Raw genomic sequence first — 19,798 nt, forward strand, 5'->3', positions numbered from 1 at the left:
GTCCCCGGCTAGGGCCGGGAACGATCGGCGACCAACCGGTACCCCATGCCCCGAACGGTCGCGAACCGGGCCGGCCCGAGCTTGTTGCGGAGATACCTCACATAGACGTCGACCACATTGGACCCGGGGTCGAAGTCGTATCCCCAGACCCGGGAAAGCAATTGCTCGCGGCTGAGGACCTGGTCGGGATTGCGCAGGAACGCCTCGGTCAACGCGAATTCGCGCGCGGACAGATCCACTTCCCTGCCGTCGACGAGGGCGCGGCGCGTGCGGAGGTCCAGCTGCAGACCCTCGTGCGAGAGGACGGGGGTCTCCGTGCGGGCCGGATCCGGGCGCAGCCGCAGACGGACGCGCGCCAGCAGCTCTTCGAAGCGGAATGGTTTGGTCATGTAGTCGTCAGCCCCACCTTCGAGCCCCGCCACGGTGTCGTCAGTGGTGTTGCGTGCGGTGAGAATGATGACAGGGGTGGTGTTGCGCGCCTCCCGGAGTCTTCGGAGGACCGTGAAACCGTCCTGGTCCGGCAGGCCGAGGTCGAGAATGACGAGTTCGAAGTTCCCGCTCTGCGCCAGGTGATAGCCGTCCCGCCCGTTGATCGCGCTGGTCGGGATGTAACCGGCCGATCGGAGGCCCTTTGCGATGAAAGCGCTGATTCGTTCCTCGTCCTCGACGATCAGGATCTGGGTCACGGTTCTTCCTTCCCGGGTGGGTCGGGGCGCTCATGGGCAATTGCGCCGGACGGGCTCCGGCGGGTCGCCGGAAGTTCGAGGGTGAAGGTGGAGCCACGGCCTGGCGCCGACAGGACATCGACGCCACCTCGATGAGCACGGGCAATCGCTTCGACGATGGACAACCCGAGGCCCGCGCCCTCTGCCCGTTTGCCCTCGGGACCGCGTTCGAAGCGGCCGAAGATCCGCCGCTGGTCGGCGGCGCTGATCCCGATACCCTCATCGCGGACCCAGAGACTGAGCCGGTCACCGTCCAGCCGGGACCCGACGGCGATCGTCGAACCGTCGGCGGAGAACTTCACGGCGTTCGCAGCGAGCTGCAGCAACGCCTGGGTGACCCGCCGGGCATCAAGGAGTACCTCGCCCTCGGCACGTGAGTCGACGATCCACCGGCGTTGACCCAGGGCGCACGCCTTGTCGAGGACGTCGTCCGTCAGACGATCGACGCTGGTGGGTTCAGGGCGCACGAAATCGGGACGCGCGCTCCCCGCCAGGGTCACCAGGTCATCGACGAGGAGACGCATGCGTTCGAGTTCGTCGAGCGCGATGCCCCGCACGGCCTCGACATCCTGACGATCGGAGGCGTCCTGCAGCTCGAGGTGACCCTGGATGATGGTGATCGGCGTGCGGAGTTCATGACCGACGTCGTCGAGCAGTTGTCGCTGCGACGTGAAGGACCTCTCGAGGCGGTCGAGCATCGCATTGAAGGTCCGCGTCAGATCGGACAGGTCGTCATTGCCGGTGACAAGGATCCGCTGCGAGAGGTCGCTGTCATTGATGGTCTGCGCGGTGTCCCGGAGGCGCCGCACCGGGTGCAGCAGATTGCCGATCAGCAGCCAGCCGACGGCGCCGATGAGCAGCAGCGCGCCGAGACTGATCAGGGCGAAGGTGGTGAACGTCCGATTCAGTTCCGCCCGTTCCGCATCGACGTCGTAGGCGAGGACGAACATCGTCGGCTCGGTATCCTCGCTCAGCATGACCGGCACGACGATGGCACGGTAGGTCGCTCTGGTGGTGTCGATCGTGGTGATCGCGACGTGGTCCGCCAAGGAACGTCCTGCCGCGGCGGCCACCAGCTCGGGGTCTTCCTCGAGGCGAAGGGCGACGGCGTCGGTGGCGAGAAGAACCGCACTACCGTCACGGACTCCCATCATGCCCTCGCTCGGGGCGGGAAGGGTGCGCTGCATAACGAGGTAGACGAGGGTGTCGGCGGTGACGAACCGCGATCCGGTGGCGGGATCGATGCCCGTGGCCAGCAGTCTCTCGAATTCGCCGAAACTGCGTTCCAGGGAGTTGTCCATATCGGCGTTCAGCGTTGCCCGTTGCAGTCCGTACGCCGTGGTGCCTGCGAACAGGAGACCCAGAGCGGACAGGGCCAAAAGAGCGCTCAGTACGCGGGACCGGACCGACCAGTGACGCGTCGCACGGCCGAAGACCCGGCGGATCCGATCCAGCCGTCCCCCGTTCCGCGCCGTCGGGGTGTACGGGGGCGGAGGTGGGCGGCGGACCGGGTGCTTACGGGCCGGCACGGCTCGAAGGGGCCGCGTCTTCTCAGTCGTCATCGTCGTCATCGTCGTCGTCGTCGTCGTCGTCGCCCACATCATCGCCGTCGTCGTCGTCACCGATGACCGGCGGCGCCAGGGGCACGACCTCGGGTTGAGGGGCCGGCGCAGGGACAGGTGCCGGGACGGGAGCGGGGGACGGTGCAGGAGCGGGGGACGGTGCAGGGGCGGGGGACGGTGCAGGCGGCGTCGTGGGGTCGGCCGCGGGAGGCTCCGGGCGCGAGGACTCCGGGGTCGAATCCGCCGGTGGGAGCGACGGCGGTCGCGGAAGGGACGCTTCATCGGTGAAGACGACCGCGGGTCCGAGCTGCTGATCAGGAGGATCACTCACCACGCTGATGAGTGTGAGCACGCCTGTCACCACGACGGCGGCCAGCACCACCCCCAAAAGCCACATCTGAAGCGCTGCGGATCGCATGGGTCAAGTATCCCGCCCCTTCGTGAGACGAGGATGAGAAGAACCGGTCGATCCGGTTCGTGTGACTCCCCGGTCCGGCCTGGAGCGTCCGGCCGACGAGATCGCCCGCGACGCTCTCCGTGAGTGCCCGTCCGGCGGCGTCGTTCAGGCGATCGTCAGATCGGACTGGGCCTGCAGCACTAGGACGGCGAAGGCTGCCCACGGGCCAGGAGCCTCATACACAGGCGGATCGGCTCACGTCGTCCAGTGCAGCGGCGCGGTCGACGGCGAGTCAATGCACGGTCACGTCTGCCCCTCGGCTTGATTCGGGCTCCATCTTCGGTTGAACTAGTAAGTGTGCTTATGAAACGGGTCAAGCAGCCGGCCTGGTGATGAGCGCCCCGACGGCGTCCGGCTGACAGTTCATCTGGAGGCCGGGCGCTCTCGCGGGGACCACTCGATCCGCCCCCACGACGCTCTTCGACAGGTACACGGTCGTGCGGCCGGACATCCGCCGCGACCTCGGCGTCCGCCGGCGAACCGGACAGCACGCCTCTGTCCCACCTGCCTCCTTGCACTCTCGTTTATGATGAGCGGTCAACGAGGGGAATGCTTGACAACGTGGCGATCTTCAGACGCGGCATCGTGTACCTTCAGGCGCACTGGATCAACCTGCTCTGCGCTCTTGCACTGGCGTCGCTTGCGTTGACTCCCTCCCTGGTGCCACGGCCTACGGTGTTCCAGGGATTCTTGGCCGGTCTCTGGGTCATGGTCGGCTTCCAGCTCGGATTCGCGCTGCGCAGGCCGTGGCACATGATGACTGGGGCGTTCCGCCAGGCACAGCCGGGGCTCGAGCAGCACGGCGCTTCGAGCCGTAGCAAGCTCCTCGTTCCGCTCGTGGTCACCCTGGCGTTCGTTGCGTATGTCATCGTGTACGGCGCGCTGGTCGTCTCCTGGCAGAACCGGGTCCGTGCACTGGTGGACATGCCGCCGGTCGACGGCGTGGGGCACACCGCGTTCCTGGTGAGCATGCTCGCCACCATGGGAGTGTGCTACGGGATCTCCCGGAGCATCCGGGCTCTGCGGAGCAGGGCCGCCGCCCGCGTCTCCGCGCATGGCGGATCGACGCAGGCGGCGCGTCGGGCCTCCCGTGCCACCGGGCTGGTGGCCGTCGTCGTCCTGGTCGGCGGACTCGTCGGCGCGGGGCTGGCCGCGGTCGGTGCGATCTACGCCCGCCGTGACGCCGAAACCCTCGCAGGAAGCGTGCAACCGGTCCTCGCCACCCGGTCGGGGACGGCCGAATCCGCTGTCGCATGGGACCAGTTGGGCCGTCAGGGCCGTGCCTTCGCCGGTGGTGGACCGAGCGCGGACGCCATCGGCCGGGTCACCGGGGGTCCCGCCCTGGAACCGGTCCGCGTCTATGCCGGGCTCTCTACCGGGCAGGATCACGCGGAGCGCGCGGAACTCGTCGTCAGGGAGCTCGAACGCACGGGAGGATTCGAGCGGAAAGTGCTGCTCGTTGCCACGCCGACGGGCTCGGGGTGGCTCGAACCGCAGGCGATCGCCGCCCTGGAGTACCTCTATGGGGGCGACACCGCAACGGCTGCGATGCAGTATTCCTTCCAGCCCAGCTGGGTTTCGTTCCTGTTCAGCCCGGACCTCGCGGCGGACTCCAGCGAAGCGCTCTTCGACGCCGTCCACTCGCGCTGGCAGGAACTGCCCCCCGCGCAGCGCCCGCAGCTGGCCGTCTACGGGCTGAGCCTGGGAGCACAAGGCATGCAGGGCAGCTTCGAAAACCTCGATGACCTGCTGTCACGCACCGACGCCGCGCTGTTCACCGGCCCGCCGTCCAACTCCCAGCCCTGGCGGACACTGCAGGACAATCGCGACGCCGGAAGCCCCATCTGGCAGCCGGTCTACCACCACGGCCGTGAGGTGCGCTGGCAATCCAAGCCCGGGGACTTCGCAGCACTGGCCGGTCCTTGGGAGCAGCCCCGGCTGGGTTATCTGCAACATGCCACGGATCCCATCACGTGGCTGGACCCGGCGGTCATCTACCAGCGCCCGGAGTGGCTGGCCGGACCTGCTGCCTCCGGCGGACGCGGGGCCGACGTCAGTGACTCGATGCGCTGGATTCCGGGAGTGACCTTCCTCCACCTGACCACCGACATGCTGGTCAGCGAGGCCGTCCCGCCCAGCCACGGGCACAATTTCGGCGACGTGGCGGTCGACGGCTGGGCGCAGGTACTGCCAGGACACGGGCGCAGCGATGCGCAGCTGGCGTCGATCCAGTCCGTCATCGAAACGATCGATACGCACGATCCCATCTGGGAGTAACAGCACGAAGTGTCGCCGACGAGGAGTCCTCGCCGGATCGGCTTCGGCGAGGACTCGTACACAGAGGTCCTCCTGATGGGGTTGCTGCTCACCACCGCGGACAGCGGCGATTGCCCGTGCCGTCACGACAGCAGGGAGCTGAAGCACCAGCGGCCGCAGGACGTCCGTATTGACAGCTCTTGAATGCACGATCAGAATATTGAACATGTGTTCAGTTCCCGCCGCACAACGGGGTGACCTGACGACCAGCGCGCGCATCGTGGCCGCAGCGTTCGATCGCTTCGCCCAGAACGACTTCGACGCCGTGACCGTTCGGGAGATCGCCACGGATGCCGGGGTGAGCGCCGCCCTGGTGATCCACCACTTCGGCAGCAAGGCCGGTCTGCGTCGCGAGTGCAGTCGTCGCGTCGTCGAGTTCGTGCGTGACAAGGCCCGAACGGGCGCCGCGGCCGTGGACAGGCTGGATGCGGTTCTCGTCCAGTACGGCTCCTATGCGGCGCGCTCCGTCTCCGAGGACTCCGAGGAGTCCCGCGAGCTGTTCGACGTCCTGTTGGAGGTGGCGCGTGCCGTGGTGGCGGAGGGTGCGGAGTCCGGCTCGCTGCGTGAATCGTCCGATCCCGATGCGCAGGCGGTGGCTCTGCTCGTGCTCGGACTTGCACCGTTCACCTTCTCTGCGCACCTCACCCGGTGGGCGGACGAGAACCTGGACAGGGCGGTGGAGCGCCTGGCCGTTCCCCTTGCGGAGATCTACACCCACGGCCTCGTCACGGGCACCGGGTTGCTCGATGCCGTGGTGGACCGGCGAGGAGAACCACGATGAGGATCGCCCTGGTGACGGCCGGTTCGCGGGGTGATGTCGAGCCGTTCGTGGCCCTCGCGGAGCGGGCGCGTGCAGCAGGCCACGACGTGCGCCTTGTCGCCCCCGAGAACTCGGGGGTCGAGATGGGCGACCTCGATACCGTGAGCATGGGGGTGGACTACACCCGCATGATCGAGGATCAGGGGGTTTCCCTCTCGGCCGCGCTGCGCAACTATCGCTCCACGGTGCGCCCGGTGATGCATGGCGTCATCGTCGCCGGCGCTCGCGCGACGCTCGAGTACGAGCCCGACCTGGTGGTCCACCATCCGAAGGTCCTGTCGGCTCCGATGGTGGCCGCTGCGCTCGGAGTGCCCCACGTTCTGGTCGAGATCGTGCCGGCCCTGACACCGACCGGCGCGTTTCCGGCTGCAGGGACAGTGACCCGCGGGGTCGGGCCTTTCAACCGCATGACCTATCTGGCCGCAGGCGCGGCAGCGACGATGTTCCGGGCGGAGCTGGCAGAGGTGCGCACGCTGACCGGTACGCGGGAGCGTAGGGTCCCTCCCCCCGCTGCCACCCTCATGCCCATCAGCCCGGAACTCCTTCCGCGCCCCGGGGACTGGCCGCCGTCGGTGCATCTCACCGGGCCCTGGATCCGCGCGCACCGCTCGACGGTTCTCGAGCCCGACGTCGCCGGGTTCGTTGCGGACGGTCCGTTCGTCTATGCCGGCTTCGGTTCGATGGCATCGGGCAACCCCACGGCGCGTGGACGCGCGATCGTCGACGCGGCAAGGGCCGGCGGTCACCGGTGCCTCATTGCAACCGGCTTCGGCGGGATCCAGGTGCCGCCCGACCGCCTCGGCTCCGACGTCCTCGTCGTGCAGACGGTGTCGCATGCAGCGGTGCTCCCGCAGGCGACCGCGGCAGTGCACCACGGCGGTATCGGCACCGTCCACGCCGCGATGGCGGGCGCGACGCCATCGGTGATCGTGCCCTTCATCGCGGACCAGCCGTTCTGGGGGCGCCGTCTCCACGAAGCGGGTCTGACGCCCGCGCCGATCCCGCAGGGCAGGCTGACCGGCGCACTCCTCGACGCCGCACTGGACGAGGCGGAGCAGTGCCGCCCTCGCGTCTCCGAGGTCGCCCGGGCGATGAGGACCGAGGATGGGACCCTCGCTGCCCTGACCATCCTGGCCTCCATCGGCTGAATCGACCGGTCGACGCCGGTCATCCGCTCGTTGAGCCGGCTTCCGGGACGGTCCTGTCGGTCCATTGGGTGAAGGCGACGGTGAAGCCGTGGACGAGGCGCTCGAAGCTGCGGTCGATGTCCGCGCTCAGGGCGAAGGATCCCGCGGACTCCAGCGAGACGAAGCCGTGCAGAGCCGAGCGGAGGGCGCGGATCGCGTCGATGGCGTCGTCGCCGACCAGATCGTAGGCGACCAGGACATCGGCGATGACGCGGACGCCATCGAGTGACACGGTTTCATCCTCGAGGTCGCCGGGTGAGGGCCCGCGCTGTGAGGATTCGTAGCGGGCGGGATGCCCGCGCGCCCAGTCGCGGTAGGCATGGGACATGGCGTGGATGGCATCGGCTCCGGACCGGCCGACGGCGGCGCGGGCAAGCACTTCGGCGAGGTCGCGTTTCGCGCGGACGGAGATATCGCGATGCAGTGCGGCCATCGAGTCGATGTGCTTGTAGAGCGAGGGCTGACGTACGCCGAGCCGTTCCGCCAGGGCTGCGAGCGTCAGCCGGCGCAAACCGACCTCGTCGGCCAGCAGCGCGGCCTCCTCCACCACGCGCTCGCGGGAGAGACCGGCCCTAGGCACGCTGCGACGTCGCGAGAAAGCGCAGGACGGCTTTCGAGGTCACCTCGGGCTGCTGCGACTGGGGGTAGTGGCCGGCGTCGGCGACCATGACGACCTCCGCCCGAAGGGCAGCACCGACGAATTGGGCTTCCGCGGCTGGGTCCTTGAAATCAGGATCCCTGTCCCCCATGATCACCATCGCCGGGGCGGTCACCGAGCCGAGTTTCGCCTCCGCGGGAGCATGGTTCGCCTGTCGGGCAGTGAGGGAGAAGGCCCGACCGTGGGTCTTCCGCTTCAGGCTTGTCACGACCGACGTGCGGTATTCCTGGAAATCGTCCGGCTTGCGGCCGGCATAAAGGGTGGGCAGGTAGCTCTTCCACATCAGGGCGACCCAGGGTGGGGCCATCATGGTGCGGAACATAGCCCGCATGAACGCGTTCAAGGGTGGATTGCGCACGAACGGGCCGATCAGCACCAGGCCGTCGACCTGACGAGGATGCTCGGCCGCGAGAATCACGGCGGAGCCCGCGGCCATGGAATTGCCGACGACGACCGCCGACCCGCCGAGCCGGGCGATCAGCGCCTGCACATCGCCTGCTGTTTCGACATCGCCGTAGGAGGAGAACGTGGTGTCGCTGTCACCGTGACCGCGAAGGTCGGTGCTCGCCACCGAGTAGCCCGCCGCGACGAGCGTCGGTACGAGGAATCGGTAGGAGGAACGGAGTTCTCCCATGCCGGGCACGAGGACGAGAAGCGGGCCGGAGCCCTGGACGTCGTACGCGACGCGCCCCTCGGGGCGTTCCACGTACTGGGTCGGTGAGTCGAATGCAGGAGTCGCAGAGGTCATGCGGCTAGTATCCATCCCAATCAAGCTAAGGTCAATAGCTTTCTGCTCGACCCTCTCGCTGCACACCTACGGGCACTGCGGGAGATCGCCGGCACCATCTGAGACCCCCTACCACCGACGACGGCGAACCAGAGTACCGGGCGATCTGTCGCTCCTCCCACGGGTGAAGTAGGTTCGGCGGTATGAATACCCAGCACCTCACGGTGAGTGCCCCGCAGGGCGGTGAACTCGCTGCGACACGATGGCCAGGACCCGGTCCCGCTGTCGTCCTCCTGCATGCAGGTGTCGCCGACCGGCGTTCCTGGACCGCGGTGGCGCACGCACTTCAGGGTGACGGGCTCGATCTGATCTCGTACGACAGACGAGGGTACGGCGACACCCCTGCCGCGGCGGACCCGCACTCCTTCACCCACGTCGACGACCTGCTTCGCATCATCGACGACCTCGCCCTCGATCGGGTTCTCCTCGTCGGCAACTCGATGGGTGGGGCACTCGCACTTGATACGGCGCTGCTCCATCCTCATCGGGTCGGCGGGGTGCTGCTCATCGGTGCCGCGGTGTCGGGCATGACCGACGAGGACACCCCGTTCGACTGGGAACCAGATACTGCCTCGGCTCCCCTGATGGCACGGGCAGATGACCCGACAGCGACGGACGAGGACAGGATCGGGGCGCTTGCACACCTCTGGCTGGACGGCCCGGAAGCACCCGAAGGCCGAGTCGCAGGTGAGGCACGCGTCCTCTTCGGGACCATGAACCGGAAGATCCTCGCGAGCGCCGCCCCCGACTCCGCCGGCAGCGGGGGAGTAGACGCCTGGACCCGGCTCGGTGAGGTGAGCGTGCCGGCGCTCTGCACCTGGGGTGAACTGGACTTGCCCTGCGACGTGCCGTTCTACGAGGAGACCGCGCGTCGGATCGGGCAGGGATCGGGACGCGTCCTGCCTGGCGTGGCACACCTGCCCGGTCTGGAGCAGCCTTCACTCATCGCGACGATGATCCGGAACGTCGTACGTCGCTGATCGGGGTGCGCATCACTCCCATGGCGGCCCGTGCGAAGCCTGAGATGCCGGACCTCGGAACTCATGCCTGAGGGTACTCCCCGTGCGGCGCACCATCCCACCCAGGTCCTCCGCGCCCGTGTGCCCGTCAGGATCCGAGAACGAGCGTGGGCGCATGAAGCCGAGCTCCTGCGCCTTGCCCTCGGTGGCCCCGGCTTCGGATCGAGCGTCTCCGAGCATGACGTCGGTCTGCCCACTGCCGTCATGCCGGGCCTCAGCGCCGGATCCCCTTCCAGAAGTACGCCACGGGCCCCACGAAGTTGATGGCGATGATGGCGGCCCACATGCCCTTGCTGCCGTTCACCGTGTCCTTGGGCCGCGTGGCGAGGTCCGCCCAGGCGGATGCGGCGAGGGACAGCTGCACGGAGCCGAGGATCAGCACCCTCGCCTTCTGCCCGTCCGTCAGGTCGCTCCAATGCTTCCTGGCCTTCTTCGAATGCTGCATCGATGCTTTGCGGTCAGCCATGGGGATCTCCCGGGTCGGAGCCGGTGCAGGGAGCGGGGCCGTGGCCTCGTTCCCGATGCACGGGCCGGGCGGAACATTCGGAAGCCATATCCCACCACGGACGGCGCCGCATGACCATGCCCGAGACGAAATTCCTGCCGCACCCGCGGGCCAGGCCTTGACGAGCCAGAACGCCCCTGCCTACTCTTCGTATACGATTTTGTACTCGATGAGGAGCAACGGGTGGAACTGCTCGACGACGGCGTCCTCGCCGCAGCCCGCAAGGTCATCGCGGTGCACATCAACTATCCCAGCCGGGCCGCGCAGCGGGGCCGCACGCCCGAGCAGCCGTCCTACTTCCTCAAACCCTCCACGTCCCTCGCCCTGTCCGGTGCCGGCGTCGAACGCCCCGCCGGCTGCGAGCTCCTCGGCTTCGAGGGCGAGATCGCGCTGATCATCGGCACCCCGGCCCGCCGGGTCGCCCCAGACACCGCCTGGAGCCACGTCCGCTGGGTCACGGCCGCCAACGACCTCGGCGTCTACGACCTGCGCTACGCGGACAAGGGCTCGAACCTGCGGTCCAAGGGCGGGGACGGCTTCACCCCGGTGGGGCCCGGACTCCTGCCGGCCAACGCCGTCGACCCCGCCGCCCTCCGGATCCGCACTCGGCTCAACGGGGCCCTGGTGCAGGAGGACACCACCGCCGACCTCCTCTTCCCGTTCGCACGGCTCATCGCGGACCTGTCCCAGCTCCTCACGCTCGAACCCGGCGACATGATCCTCACCGGCACGCCCGCGGGAGCATCGGTCGCCGGACCGGGCGATCTGCTGGAGGTCGAAGTGACCGGGGCCGGCCTGTCCACGGGACGGCTGGTCACAACGGTCAGCGAAGGCACGACCCCCCTGGCCTCGTTCGGCGCCCGCCCCAGGGTCGACGACATCCAGCGCGAGGAGGCCTACGGCTCCCGCGAGGCGGCCGGCCTGCCCGCCCGGGAGTCGACGAGTGTCCTGACCCCGGAGCTGAAGGCGACCCTCGAGGGCGTCTCCACCGCCACACTCTCCTCCCTGCTGCGCAAGCGAGGGCTGAACAACGTCAGCATCGACGGCCTGACCTCCACGCAGCCGGGCCGGCGCGTCGTCGGACTCGCCCGCACCCTCCGCTACGTGCCCAACCGCGAGGACCTCTTCAGTGCACACGGCGCCGGCTACAACGCCCAGAAGCGCGCCATCGACACCGTCGGCGAGGGCGAGATCCTCGTGATGGAGGCGCGCGGCGAGAAGGGCACCGGCACGATCGGGGACATCCTGGCCCTCCGGGCGCAGGTGCGCGGAGCCGCGGCGATCATCACCGACGGCGGCGTCCGGGACTTCGCCGCGGTGGCCGCCATGGACATGCCCACTTTCTACGCCAACCCGCACCCCGCCGTGCTGGGGCGGCGCCACATCCCGTGGGACACCGACATCACGATCGCCTGTGGCGGGACGACCGTCCAGCCCGGTGACATCATCGTGGCGGACGCCGACGGCATCCTCGTGATCCCGCCGGCCCTCGCAGCGGAGCTGGCCGGGGACGCCGTCGTGCAGGAACGGGAGGAGACGTTCATCGCGGAGATGGTGGCGGACGGCCACGGCGTGGACGGCCTGTATCCGATGAGTGCCGCCTGGCGGGAGCGTTACGCCGAGTGGCAGGAGCGACAGGCCCATGGCTGAGCCCGCATCGACCACCGACGACGCCACCGCGGCAGGCAGCAAGTCGCAGCAGGCCTACGGGACCGTCAAGCAGAGGATCGTGGACGGCGCCTATCCCCCCGGACACCGTTTGGTCCTGGCCGCAATCGCCCAGGACCTCGGGGTCAGCGTCGTACCCGTGCGTGAGGCCATTCGCCGCCTCGAGGCCGAGGGCCTGGTGACCTTCCAGCGGAACGTCGGAGCCACGGTCGCAGGCATCGACCCCACCGAGTACCTCTACACCATGCAGACCCTGAGCCTCGTCGAGGGGGCAGCGACCGCGCTGTCCGCGCCGCTGATCAGCACCACGGACCTCGGGCGGGCCCGTGCGGTCAACGACGAGATGCGGGCCTGCCTGCAGGACTTCGACCCGGTCCGCTTCACCCGGCTCAATCAGGACTTCCACACCATCCTCTTCGAGCACTGCCCCAATCCGCACCTCCTGGACCTGGTGCACCGCGGGTGGAACCGGCTCGCGTCGCTGCGGTCCTCGACGTTCCGCTTCGTGCCCGAGCGCGCCCGCGAGTCCGTCGAGGAGCACGCGCACCTACTCGCCCTCATCGCGGACGGGGCCGACGCCGACACCGTCGAACGCGCCGCCCGCCGCCATCGCAGCGCCACGCTCGACGCCTACCTGACGCACTTCAGCGCCTCCGACGCAGCACACGACCACGATTAGGACCCCCATGACGATCCCCCGCGCACAGACCACGGCAGCCACGGCAGCCATGGCAGCCACCGCGCAGCACATCCCGGAGGGCCTGCCCTCCTCCCTCCAGCACTACATCGGCGGCGAGTTCGTCGACTCCGTGGGCGGGGCGACGTTCGACGTCCTGGACCCGGTGTCCAACACCACCTACGCCACCGCGGCGGCGGGCCAGCAGGAGGACGTCGACCGCGCCGTCGCCGCCGCGCGGGAGGCGTTCACCGATGGACCATGGCCGCGGATGAAGCCCCGCGAGCGCGCCCGCGTGCTGAACCGGATCGCCGACGCCGTCGAAGCGCAGGAGGCCCGGCTCGCCGAGCTCGAGACGTTCGACACCGGCCTGCCCATCACCCAGGCGAAGGGCCAGGCCCTGCGCGCGGCCGAGAACTTCCGCTTCTTCGCGGACCTGATCGTGGCCCAGTTCGACGACGCCATGAAGGTCCCCGGCTCGCAGATCAACTACGTGAACCGGAAACCGATCGGCGTCGCCGGGCTCATCACACCCTGGAACACGCCGTTCATGCTCGAGTCGTGGAAGCTCGCGCCGGCGCTGGCCACGGGCAACACGGTGGTCCTCAAGCCCGCCGAGTTCACGCCCCTCTCCGCGTCCCTGTGGGCGCAGATCTTCAAGGACGCGGGACTGCCCGACGGCGTCTTCAACCTCGTCAACGGCCTGGGCGAGGAGGCCGGGGACGCCCTCGTCAAACACCCCGACGTACCGTTGATCTCCTTCACCGGGGAGACCACCACGGGCCAGACGATCTTCCGGAACGCCGCGGCGCACCTCAAGGGGCTCTCGATGGAGCTCGGCGGGAAGTCCCCCTGCATCGTCTTCGCCGACGCCGACCTCGACGCCGCCATCGACTCGGCCCTCTTCGGGGTGTTCTCCCTCAACGGCGAGCGCTGCACCGCCGGCTCCCGCATCCTCGTCGAGCGCCCCGTCTACGAGGAGTTCTGCGAGAAGTACGCGGCGCGGGCGAAGACCATCGTCGTCGGCGATCCGCACGACCCGCGGACGGAGGTCGGGGCGCTCGTGCACCCCGAGCACTACGCCAAGGTGGCCTCCTACGTGGAGATCGGCAAGACGGAGGGCCGCCTCCTCGCCGGCGGCGGCCGACCCGACCATCTTCCCGAGGGCAACTACATCGCGCCGACAGTCTTCGCCGACGTCTCCCCCGACGCGCGGATCTTTCAGGAGGAGATTTTCGGACCCGTCGTCGCCATCACCCCGTTCGAGGACGACGCCGAGGCACTGACGCTCGCCAACAACACGCGGTACGGGCTCGCGGCCTACGTATGGACGAAGGACCTCACCCGCGCCCACACGTTCGCGCAGGACGTCGAGGCGGGGATGGTCTGGCTCAACAGCCACAACGTCCGCGACCTGCGCACCCCCTTCGGCGGGGTCAAGGCCTCCGGGCTGGGCCACGAGGGCGGCTACCGGTCCATCGACTTCTACACGGACCAGCAGGCCGTGCACATCACCCTCGGCACCGTCCACACCCCGAAGTTCGGCAGCGTCCCGGACGCGGCCGCCACCGAAGGCTGAGCCTTCCTCAGTTCGCTCGACGAAGAGAGAATCCCATGACCACCCCCATTCCCACCCCCTCGGCCCCTGCCCCGGACATCGTCCGCTGCGCCTACATGGAGATCGTCGTCACCGATCTCGCCCGTTCGCGGGAGTTCTACGTCGACGTCCTCGGCCTGCACGTCACGGAGGAGGACGAGGACGCGATCTACCTGCGCTCCCTCGAGGAGTTCATCCACCACAACCTGGTGCTGCGGCGCGGTCCCATCGCTGCCGTCGCCGCGTTCGCCTACCGGGTGAAGTCACCCGCCGAGGTGGACGCCGCCGAGGCGTACTACAAGGAACTCGGCTGCCGGACCGAGCGCCGGCGGGACGGGTTCACGAAGGGCGTCGGCGACTCCCTGCGCGTCGAGGACCCCCTCGGCTTCCCGTACGAGTTCTTCTACGACGTCCAGCACGTGGAGCGCCTCACCCAGCGCTACGACCTGTATTCCGCCGGCGAACTGGTCCGCCTGGACCACTTCAACCAGGTCACCCCCGACGTGCCGCGGGGACGTGTGTACCTCGAGGACCTCGGCTTCCGTGTCTCCGAGGACATCCAGGATTCCGACGGCGTCACCTACGCCGTCTGGATGCACCGCAAGCAGACCGTGCACGACACGGCGCTGACCGGGGGTAACGGCCCGCGCATGCACCACGTGGCGTTCGCGACCCACGAGAAGCACAACATCATCCAGATCTGCGACAAGATGGGTGCCCTGCGGATCAGCGACCGCATCGAGCGGGGGCCCGGGCGGCACGGCGTCTCCAACGCCTTCTACCTCTACATCCTCGACCCGGACGGCCACCGCGTGGAGATCTACTGCCAGGACTACTACACGGGCGATCCGGACAACCCCACCATCACCTGGGACGTCCACGACAACCAGCGCCGCGACTGGTGGGGCAATCCCGTCGTCCCGTCCTGGTACTCGGAGGCGTCCCTCGTGCTGGATCTGGACGGCAACCCGCAGCCCGTCGTCGAACGGGACGAGCGCAGCGAGATGGCCGTCACCGTCGGCGCCGACGGCTTCTCCTACACCCGCAGACAGGACGACGACGGCGTCGAGGGCTTCAAGCTCGGCACCCAGCTCTGACCCCGCCCGCCTCCCGAAGGACCCCGATGCTTGATCCGCAGACCATCAGCCAGATCGCCGACGAGCTCCTCGACGCCGCCCGGACGCGGACCCCCGTGCCGCTGCTGACGGCCCGATACCCGGGCATGACCGTCGAGGACTCCTACGCGGTGCAGCGGCTGTGGCGACAACGGAACGAGGACGCCGGCCGCACGCTCGTGGGGCGGAAGATCGGGCTCACGTCCCGTGCGATGCAGGCCGCGACGAGCATCACGGAACCGGACTACGGCGCGATCTTCGACGACATGGTGTTCGAGACGGGCTGCTCGGTAGCGTGGGACGCCTACACCCGCCCACGCGTCGAGGTGGAACTCGCGTTCGTCCTCAAGCACGACCTCTCCGGTCCGGGCTGCACGATCTTCGACGTCCTCAATGCCACCGATTACGTGGTGCCGGCTCTGGAGATCCTCGACTCGCGCATCGAGATGGAGGGGCGCACCATCGTGGACACCATCTCCGACAACGCGGCGATGGGCGCCATGGTGGTCGGCGGCCGTCCGGTGAGGCCCGACGCCGTCGACCTCCGGTGGGTGTCCGCCATCCTCTACAAGAACCAGGTGGTCGAGGAGACCGGCGTGGCCGCGGGCGTCCTCGACCACCCGGCCGCGGGCGTGCACTGGCTCGCGAACAAGATCGCCGCGCACGGGGACGGGCTGCACGCCGGGGACATCATCCTCGCCGGGTCCTTCACCCGTCCGCTCTGGGTGGACCGGGGCGACACCGTCCACGCCGACTACGGACCGCTGGGGGCCGTCACATGCCGCTTCCACTAGGAGATTCCTTCCGCGCGGCGCTGGCCGCGGCCGATCGCCCGCTCGCAGGCATGTGGGTGTGCTCGGGCAGCCCGCTCGTCGCCGAGATCTGCGCCGGGGCGGGCCTGGACTGGCTGCTCGTGGACGCCGAGCACAGCCCGAACGGGCTCGAGTCGATCCTCGCCCAGCTGCAGGCCGTCCACGGGTACCCCGTGCACACCCTCGTCCGGCCGCCCGTCAACGACACAGTCCTCATCAAGCAGTACCTGGACCTGGGCGTGCAGAACCTGCTGATCCCGATGGTGCATTCCGTCGCGGACGCGAAGGCCGCCGTCGCCGCGACCCGGTATCCGCCCGAGGGCGTGCGCGGCGTCGGCTCGGCACTCGCGCGGGCCGCCCGCTGGAACCGGGTGCCCGGGTACCTGGCGCAGGCGTCGTCGACGATCAGCGTCACCGTGCAGATCGAATCGGCGGCCGCCGTCGACGCCGTGGCGGACATCCTCGCGGTCGACGGCGTCGACGCCGTCTTCGTCGGCCCGTCCGACCTCGCGGCGTCCCTGGGACTCCTCGGCCAGCAGGAGCACCCCGACGTGGTGGCCGCCGTCGAGCAGTGCCTCGCAGCTGCCGGGAGAGCCGGGAAACCGGCGGGCGTCAACGCGTTCACGCCGTCGGTGGCCCGGCGGTACCTGGACGGTGGAGCAGGGTTCGTCCTGGTCGGGGCCGATGTCGCTCTGCTCGCCCGCGGGTCCGAGGCTCTCGCCGCGGCGTTCATCCCGGCGTCCGACGACGGTCCGGGCGCCAGCTACTGACGTCCCTGCCCGGTCCTCGTCGGAGCACTGTTCCTACCCCGGCGGTGGGCGGCTAGGCTCCGGGCATGACTCGAGCGATCCTCCCCGCTTCGGCCCCGCACCGGGCGTCCACCGGCCTCGCCGCCCTCCTCCTCGTCGTCGTCGGGGGTTTCCAGGTGGCGCTCGCGGCCGGCGCTCCCTGGGGAGAAGCCGCCTACGGGGGCGCCCACCGGGGCGTGCTGCCGGTGAGGTACCGGGCGTCGAGCGCCGTGTCCGCGCTGGTCTACGCCGCGCTCGTCGCGGTCACCCTCGGCCGCGGTCCCGGCCCGACGGCGCGGCGGCGGATCCTCACGGCGGCGTCCGGACTGATGATGCTCGGCACGATGCTGAACCTCGCGTCGAGGTCCCGGGTCGAACTGCTTGTGTGGACGCCGGTGGCGGGAACGCTCGCCATCACCCTGCTACGCGTGGCCCGCGGATCCCGGACGCGTCCCGCAGCCCCGCGGCCCGGCGTCCGCCTCCTCCGCTGACGCTGGATTCTTCACCGTCGGCCTCGGTTCCGCCGACGACGGCCGTCGCCGCGCATCCCGTCAGGCGCGCAGCTACCGGTCCTGTTGGTCGCCGTCGGCCAGCTGTTCGACGTCGGTCAGCTGTGAGGCGAGGTGGGTGCGGATCACCACGTCGAGCGTCGAGTCGTCGACCGCTGTCCGTACGCGTGCCAGGTGTCGGTGAAGGGCCGGAGCGTGGGCCGTGAGGGTTCCGGCCTGGGATGCGCTGATCACGACCTCGGACAGCATGGTGATGCTCCGACCCGCTGTTCGAGGGTCCGCGAAGGCGTAGGTGATGAGTTGGTCCATGACGAGATCGAGGAGCTGGGCGAAGGAGGGCAGGGTCACGTTCGCTCTGGCTCGATCGTTCGAGTCGTAGAGCGTGATGGGTCCGGTCGTCCGCCGGGTGAGGGAGCACAGCACCGCGGAGATGTGACTGAGTGCGTGGACGGCGGTCGTGGGGTCGTTGACGCCGGGTGAGAGTGCCTTGTCGGTGACATCGAGGAGCTGTTGCAGCCCGAATGAGGGATCCTGCGTGGAGGTGCGCTCGAAATCGGTCTTCAGGGACCGGGACACCGCGTCGGTCAGCTCAGCCAGCCGGTCGCCGTCGAGCGGAGCCTCCTGCGCACTCCATACGCGAGCGACCGGTATGCCGGCGACGAGTGATGCTCCGGGTGCTGCATCGATGGACACGAAGGCGTCGAGTCGCCCTGCAGCCGCCACGAGGGCCTTGGTGTCGATGCGGGTGAGGAAGCCGGAGGACGGTGCGCGGACCACGTGGGGCCGGCCTCCCGGCGCTGGGACGCTCGGCCTTCGTGAGTCGTGCTCGGGGAAGACCCGGTCCAGGGTCTCGTCGGTCTCCCCATGGACATCGCGCAGCATGGTCTCCACGCGGATCTGCCGGGCCAGGTAGGCCAGGAAGAGGACCAGGCCGACGACGCTGCTGATGGTCAGCGCGAAGGCGGTGGTCACGGCGATCTCGGGAACGAATGCGGGCCCGGCGCTGCTTTCCACCCGGATGCTGCGCAGCACGGTGAGGGCGAAGACGAAGGTCGCAAGGAACAGGGCGAGGGTGTTGTGGACGAAGCGGTCCCGCGTGAACGTGCGCAGGAGGCGTGGTGAGAACTGGCTGCTCGCGAGCTGCAGCGTGACGACCGTCAGGGAGAAGGTCAGCGCCGTCACCGTGATGGTCGACCCGGCGATGGCTTCCAGCAGCGACCGCGCTGCTTCCGGTCCACCGCCGAACAGGATTCCGGCCACCATGGACGGCATCCCGTCGTCGAACTGACGGTCGGCGTAGGGAAGGGCCTGCCCCAAAATCAGCGCAACGGTGACAGCGACCAGTGGGACGGGCCACAACTGGACCCGCAGCGACTCACGCACGGACTCTTTGCTCATATCCATGCTGCCCAGTCTGGCCTATCCGGGAGCTGCCGTAGGCTTCCGGTACCGGGGTGTCCGTGGCGCAAGGGCGCCCCGCCGCTCTCTTCCTCGCACCTACCCCGGGAGTTCCAGTGCTTGCTGCTGATCTATCGTCCTTGCGCCGTCCGATCATCGGAGCGCCCATGGCCGGTGGCCCGTCCACACCCGGGCTGGCTGCAGCGGTGACCAACGCCGGCGGACTGGGTTTCCTTGCCGGCGGGTACACGTCGCCGGACCAGCTCGCCGGGCAGATCCGTGCCGCGCGGAGCCTCACGGGCGGCCCACTGGGGGTGAACCTCTTCGTGGTGTCTGCGGCCGACGTCGACGAGGACGAGCTCGAGACATACCGACAGGAGCTCCAGGTGGAGGCCGACCGGCACGGGATCGCCCTCGGACGGCCCCGCTGGGACGACGATGCGTGGGAGGCCAAGCTCGACGTCGTGCGGGCGGAGAGACCGGACATGGTCTCCTTCACGTTCGGCTGCCCGGCCACCGCCGTCCTCGGCGAACTCGACGGGCTGGGGATCCTCACCGCGGTGACCGTCACAGACAGTGCTGAAGCGCGCACGGCTGCCGGCAACGGGGCGCGAGTCCTCGTGGTGCAGGGACCTGGCGCAGGCGGACACCGTGCCACCTTCGATCCTGCGGCCGAACCCGGCACGTCCCCACTTCCGGAGCTCCTCGCCACCCTTCGGGGAACGAGCGACCTGCCGCTGATAGCCGGTGGCGGCATCACTACACGCGACCTCGCCGGAGAAACTCTCGAGGCCGGGGCAACCGCCGTCCTCCTCGGGACCGCGCTGTTGCTGGCCGACGAGGCAGGAACGACCCCTCCGCACCGCTCGGCGCTGCAGGATCCGCAGTTCACCGGAACGTCGGTGACGCGCGCGTTCACGGGGCGACCGGCGCGGAGCCTGAGCAATCGGTTCATCGCCGACCACCCGACCGCTCCCCGCGCCTACCCGCACATCCATCACCTGACCGCTCCCCTGCGTGCAGCCGCAGCGGCGCGGAACGATGCGCAGGCCCTTCACCTGTGGGCCGGGACCGGGTACCGCCACACGCGGAGAGGCCCCGCAGCCGAGATCGTCGCCGCGCTCGCCCCCTGACGGTCGCCGTGGGCGGGACGCGCTGGTCGACCGGCCCTGCGCTGAACGATGCCTTCAGGGCGGGCC

19 protein-coding genes are annotated in these 19,798 nt (G+C 69.2%); 12 read left to right on the forward strand and 7 right to left on the reverse strand.

The features are described from left to right. Positions 1–8: 8 nt before the first annotated feature. From ACX80F_RS09795 to ACX80F_RS09805, 3 genes are read right to left on the reverse strand one after another with little or no spacing between them, the layout of a single operon-like run. On the reverse strand, positions 9–686 hold the full coding sequence (locus tag ACX80F_RS09795) for a response regulator transcription factor (RefSeq protein ID WP_459336197.1): 678 nt from the start codon (positions 684–686) through the stop codon (positions 9–11). Beyond that, complete coding sequence (locus ACX80F_RS09800) at positions 683–2,287, reverse strand: sensor histidine kinase (protein WP_459336198.1); 1,605 nt, start codon at positions 2,285–2,287, stop codon at positions 683–685. The genes ACX80F_RS09795 and ACX80F_RS09800 overlap by 4 nt, the downstream gene beginning before the upstream one ends. Next, positions 2,277–2,705, reverse strand: coding sequence for a hypothetical protein (locus tag ACX80F_RS09805; protein ID WP_459336199.1), 429 nt, complete (start codon positions 2,703–2,705; stop codon positions 2,277–2,279). The genes ACX80F_RS09800 and ACX80F_RS09805 overlap by 11 nt, the downstream gene beginning before the upstream one ends. Positions 2,706–3,305: 600 nt before the next feature. Between ACX80F_RS09805 and ACX80F_RS09810 the strand changes: the two genes are divergently transcribed. The 3 genes from ACX80F_RS09810 to ACX80F_RS09820 all read left to right on the forward strand — a co-directional run bounded on the left by ACX80F_RS09810 (position 3,306) and on the right by ACX80F_RS09820 (position 7,028). After that, complete coding sequence (locus tag ACX80F_RS09810) at positions 3,306–5,021, forward strand: alpha/beta-hydrolase family protein (RefSeq protein ID WP_459336200.1); 1,716 nt, start codon at positions 3,306–3,308, stop codon at positions 5,019–5,021. A 205-nt stretch (positions 5,022–5,226) separates the two neighbouring features. Next, positions 5,227–5,841: a TetR family transcriptional regulator gene (locus ACX80F_RS09815; protein WP_459336201.1), complete on the forward strand. Its 615-nt coding sequence runs from the start codon at positions 5,227–5,229 to the stop codon at positions 5,839–5,841. Next, the gene (locus ACX80F_RS09820; protein WP_459336202.1) at positions 5,838–7,028 is read left to right on the forward strand and encodes a glycosyltransferase; all 1,191 of its coding nucleotides are present in this window, start codon (positions 5,838–5,840) and stop codon (positions 7,026–7,028) included. The genes ACX80F_RS09815 and ACX80F_RS09820 overlap by 4 nt, the downstream gene beginning before the upstream one ends. A gap of 19 nt (positions 7,029–7,047) precedes the next feature. Here the strand turns inward: ACX80F_RS09820 and ACX80F_RS09825 are convergent, their stop codons facing one another. Both ACX80F_RS09825 and ACX80F_RS09830 read right to left on the reverse strand, forming a co-directional pair. Further along, on the reverse strand, positions 7,048–7,647 hold the full coding sequence (locus ACX80F_RS09825) for a TetR/AcrR family transcriptional regulator (RefSeq protein WP_459336203.1): 600 nt from the start codon (positions 7,645–7,647) through the stop codon (positions 7,048–7,050). Beyond that, positions 7,640–8,473: an alpha/beta fold hydrolase gene (locus ACX80F_RS09830; protein ID WP_459336204.1), complete on the reverse strand. Its 834-nt coding sequence runs from the start codon at positions 8,471–8,473 to the stop codon at positions 7,640–7,642. Before ACX80F_RS09830 ends, ACX80F_RS09825 begins: the two co-directional genes overlap by 8 nt. A 182-nt stretch (positions 8,474–8,655) precedes the next feature. On the opposite strand from ACX80F_RS09830, the gene ACX80F_RS09835 reads away from it, so the two are divergent. Next, a complete protein-coding gene (locus ACX80F_RS09835) occupies positions 8,656–9,492 on the forward strand; it encodes an alpha/beta fold hydrolase (RefSeq protein WP_459336205.1) in 837 nt (278 codons plus the stop codon). Positions 9,493–9,745: 253 nt separating this feature from the next. Here the strand turns inward: ACX80F_RS09835 and ACX80F_RS09840 are convergent, their stop codons facing one another. After that, positions 9,746–9,997, reverse strand: a complete 252-nt coding sequence (locus ACX80F_RS09840; protein WP_459336206.1) for a hypothetical protein — start codon at positions 9,995–9,997, stop codon at positions 9,746–9,748. 222 nt (positions 9,998–10,219) lie between these two features. Between ACX80F_RS09840 and ACX80F_RS09845 the strand changes: the two genes are divergently transcribed. The 7 genes from ACX80F_RS09845 to ACX80F_RS09875 all read left to right on the forward strand — a co-directional run bounded on the left by ACX80F_RS09845 (position 10,220) and on the right by ACX80F_RS09875 (position 17,183). Continuing rightward, positions 10,220–11,686: a fumarylacetoacetate hydrolase family protein gene (locus tag ACX80F_RS09845; RefSeq protein ID WP_459336207.1), complete on the forward strand. Its 1,467-nt coding sequence runs from the start codon at positions 10,220–10,222 to the stop codon at positions 11,684–11,686. After that, on the forward strand, positions 11,679–12,383 hold the full coding sequence (locus tag ACX80F_RS09850) for a GntR family transcriptional regulator (protein WP_459336208.1): 705 nt from the start codon (positions 11,679–11,681) through the stop codon (positions 12,381–12,383). The genes ACX80F_RS09845 and ACX80F_RS09850 overlap by 8 nt, the downstream gene beginning before the upstream one ends. 49 nt (positions 12,384–12,432) lie before the next feature. Continuing rightward, the gene (hpaE, locus tag ACX80F_RS09855) at positions 12,433–13,959 is read left to right on the forward strand and encodes a 5-carboxymethyl-2-hydroxymuconate semialdehyde dehydrogenase (protein ID WP_459336314.1); all 1,527 of its coding nucleotides are present in this window, start codon (positions 12,433–12,435) and stop codon (positions 13,957–13,959) included. Positions 13,960–13,994: 35 nt separating this feature from the next. Next, a complete protein-coding gene (gene hpaD, locus ACX80F_RS09860) occupies positions 13,995–15,074 on the forward strand; it encodes a 3,4-dihydroxyphenylacetate 2,3-dioxygenase (protein WP_459336209.1) in 1,080 nt (359 codons plus the stop codon). 26 nt (positions 15,075–15,100) lie between these two features. Further along, positions 15,101–15,886, forward strand: a complete 786-nt coding sequence (gene hpaH / locus ACX80F_RS09865; protein ID WP_459336210.1) for a 2-oxo-hept-4-ene-1,7-dioate hydratase — start codon at positions 15,101–15,103, stop codon at positions 15,884–15,886. Continuing rightward, positions 15,871–16,674 carry an aldolase/citrate lyase family protein gene (locus ACX80F_RS09870; RefSeq protein ID WP_459336211.1) on the forward strand — a complete coding sequence of 268 codons (804 nt, stop codon included), beginning with the start codon at positions 15,871–15,873 and terminating at the stop codon, positions 16,672–16,674. The genes hpaH and ACX80F_RS09870 overlap by 16 nt, the downstream gene beginning before the upstream one ends. Positions 16,675–16,739: 65 nt before the next feature. Then, positions 16,740–17,183: a hypothetical protein gene (locus ACX80F_RS09875; protein ID WP_459336212.1), complete on the forward strand. Its 444-nt coding sequence runs from the start codon at positions 16,740–16,742 to the stop codon at positions 17,181–17,183. Positions 17,184–17,255: 72 nt separating this feature from the next. Here the strand turns inward: ACX80F_RS09875 and ACX80F_RS09880 are convergent, their stop codons facing one another. Continuing rightward, on the reverse strand, positions 17,256–18,605 hold the full coding sequence (locus tag ACX80F_RS09880; protein ID WP_459336213.1) for a DUF2254 domain-containing protein: 1,350 nt from the start codon (positions 18,603–18,605) through the stop codon (positions 17,256–17,258). Positions 18,606–18,715: 110 nt separating this feature from the next. On the opposite strand from ACX80F_RS09880, the gene ACX80F_RS09885 reads away from it, so the two are divergent. Next, positions 18,716–19,732, forward strand: a complete 1,017-nt coding sequence (locus ACX80F_RS09885) for a nitronate monooxygenase (protein ID WP_459336214.1) — start codon at positions 18,716–18,718, stop codon at positions 19,730–19,732. The last annotated feature ends 66 nt before the right edge of the window (positions 19,733–19,798 follow it).

This window comes from Arthrobacter sp. TMS2-4, from assembly GCF_054511075.1.

What these genes read in the sequence shown, in the direction of transcription:
- ACX80F_RS09800 (WP_459336198.1), bottom strand. Translation starts at nt 2,287, where the DNA reads ATGACGACTGAGAAGACGCGGCCCCTTCGAGCCGTGCCGGCCCGTAAG.
- ACX80F_RS09805 (WP_459336199.1), bottom strand. Translation starts at nt 2,705, where the DNA reads ATGCGATCCGCAGCGCTTCAGATGTGGCTTTTGGGGGTGGTGCTGGCC.
- ACX80F_RS09815 (WP_459336201.1), top strand. Translation starts at nt 5,227, where the DNA reads ATGTGTTCAGTTCCCGCCGCACAACGGGGTGACCTGACGACCAGCGCG.
- ACX80F_RS09820 (WP_459336202.1), top strand. Translation starts at nt 5,838, where the DNA reads ATGAGGATCGCCCTGGTGACGGCCGGTTCGCGGGGTGATGTCGAGCCG.
- ACX80F_RS09830 (WP_459336204.1), bottom strand. Translation starts at nt 8,473, where the DNA reads ATGACCTCTGCGACTCCTGCATTCGACTCACCGACCCAGTACGTGGAA.
- ACX80F_RS09835 (WP_459336205.1), top strand. Translation starts at nt 8,656, where the DNA reads ATGAATACCCAGCACCTCACGGTGAGTGCCCCGCAGGGCGGTGAACTC.
- ACX80F_RS09840 (WP_459336206.1), bottom strand. Translation starts at nt 9,997, where the DNA reads ATGGCTGACCGCAAAGCATCGATGCAGCATTCGAAGAAGGCCAGGAAG.
- ACX80F_RS09850 (WP_459336208.1), top strand. Translation starts at nt 11,679, where the DNA reads ATGGCTGAGCCCGCATCGACCACCGACGACGCCACCGCGGCAGGCAGC.
- hpaE (WP_459336314.1), top strand. Translation starts at nt 12,433, where the DNA reads ATGGCAGCCACCGCGCAGCACATCCCGGAGGGCCTGCCCTCCTCCCTC.
- hpaD (WP_459336209.1), top strand. Translation starts at nt 13,995, where the DNA reads ATGACCACCCCCATTCCCACCCCCTCGGCCCCTGCCCCGGACATCGTC.
- hpaH (WP_459336210.1), top strand. Translation starts at nt 15,101, where the DNA reads ATGCTTGATCCGCAGACCATCAGCCAGATCGCCGACGAGCTCCTCGAC.
- ACX80F_RS09870 (WP_459336211.1), top strand. Translation starts at nt 15,871, where the DNA reads ATGCCGCTTCCACTAGGAGATTCCTTCCGCGCGGCGCTGGCCGCGGCC.
- ACX80F_RS09875 (WP_459336212.1), top strand. Translation starts at nt 16,740, where the DNA reads ATGACTCGAGCGATCCTCCCCGCTTCGGCCCCGCACCGGGCGTCCACC.
- ACX80F_RS09880 (WP_459336213.1), bottom strand. Translation starts at nt 18,605, where the DNA reads ATGGATATGAGCAAAGAGTCCGTGCGTGAGTCGCTGCGGGTCCAGTTG.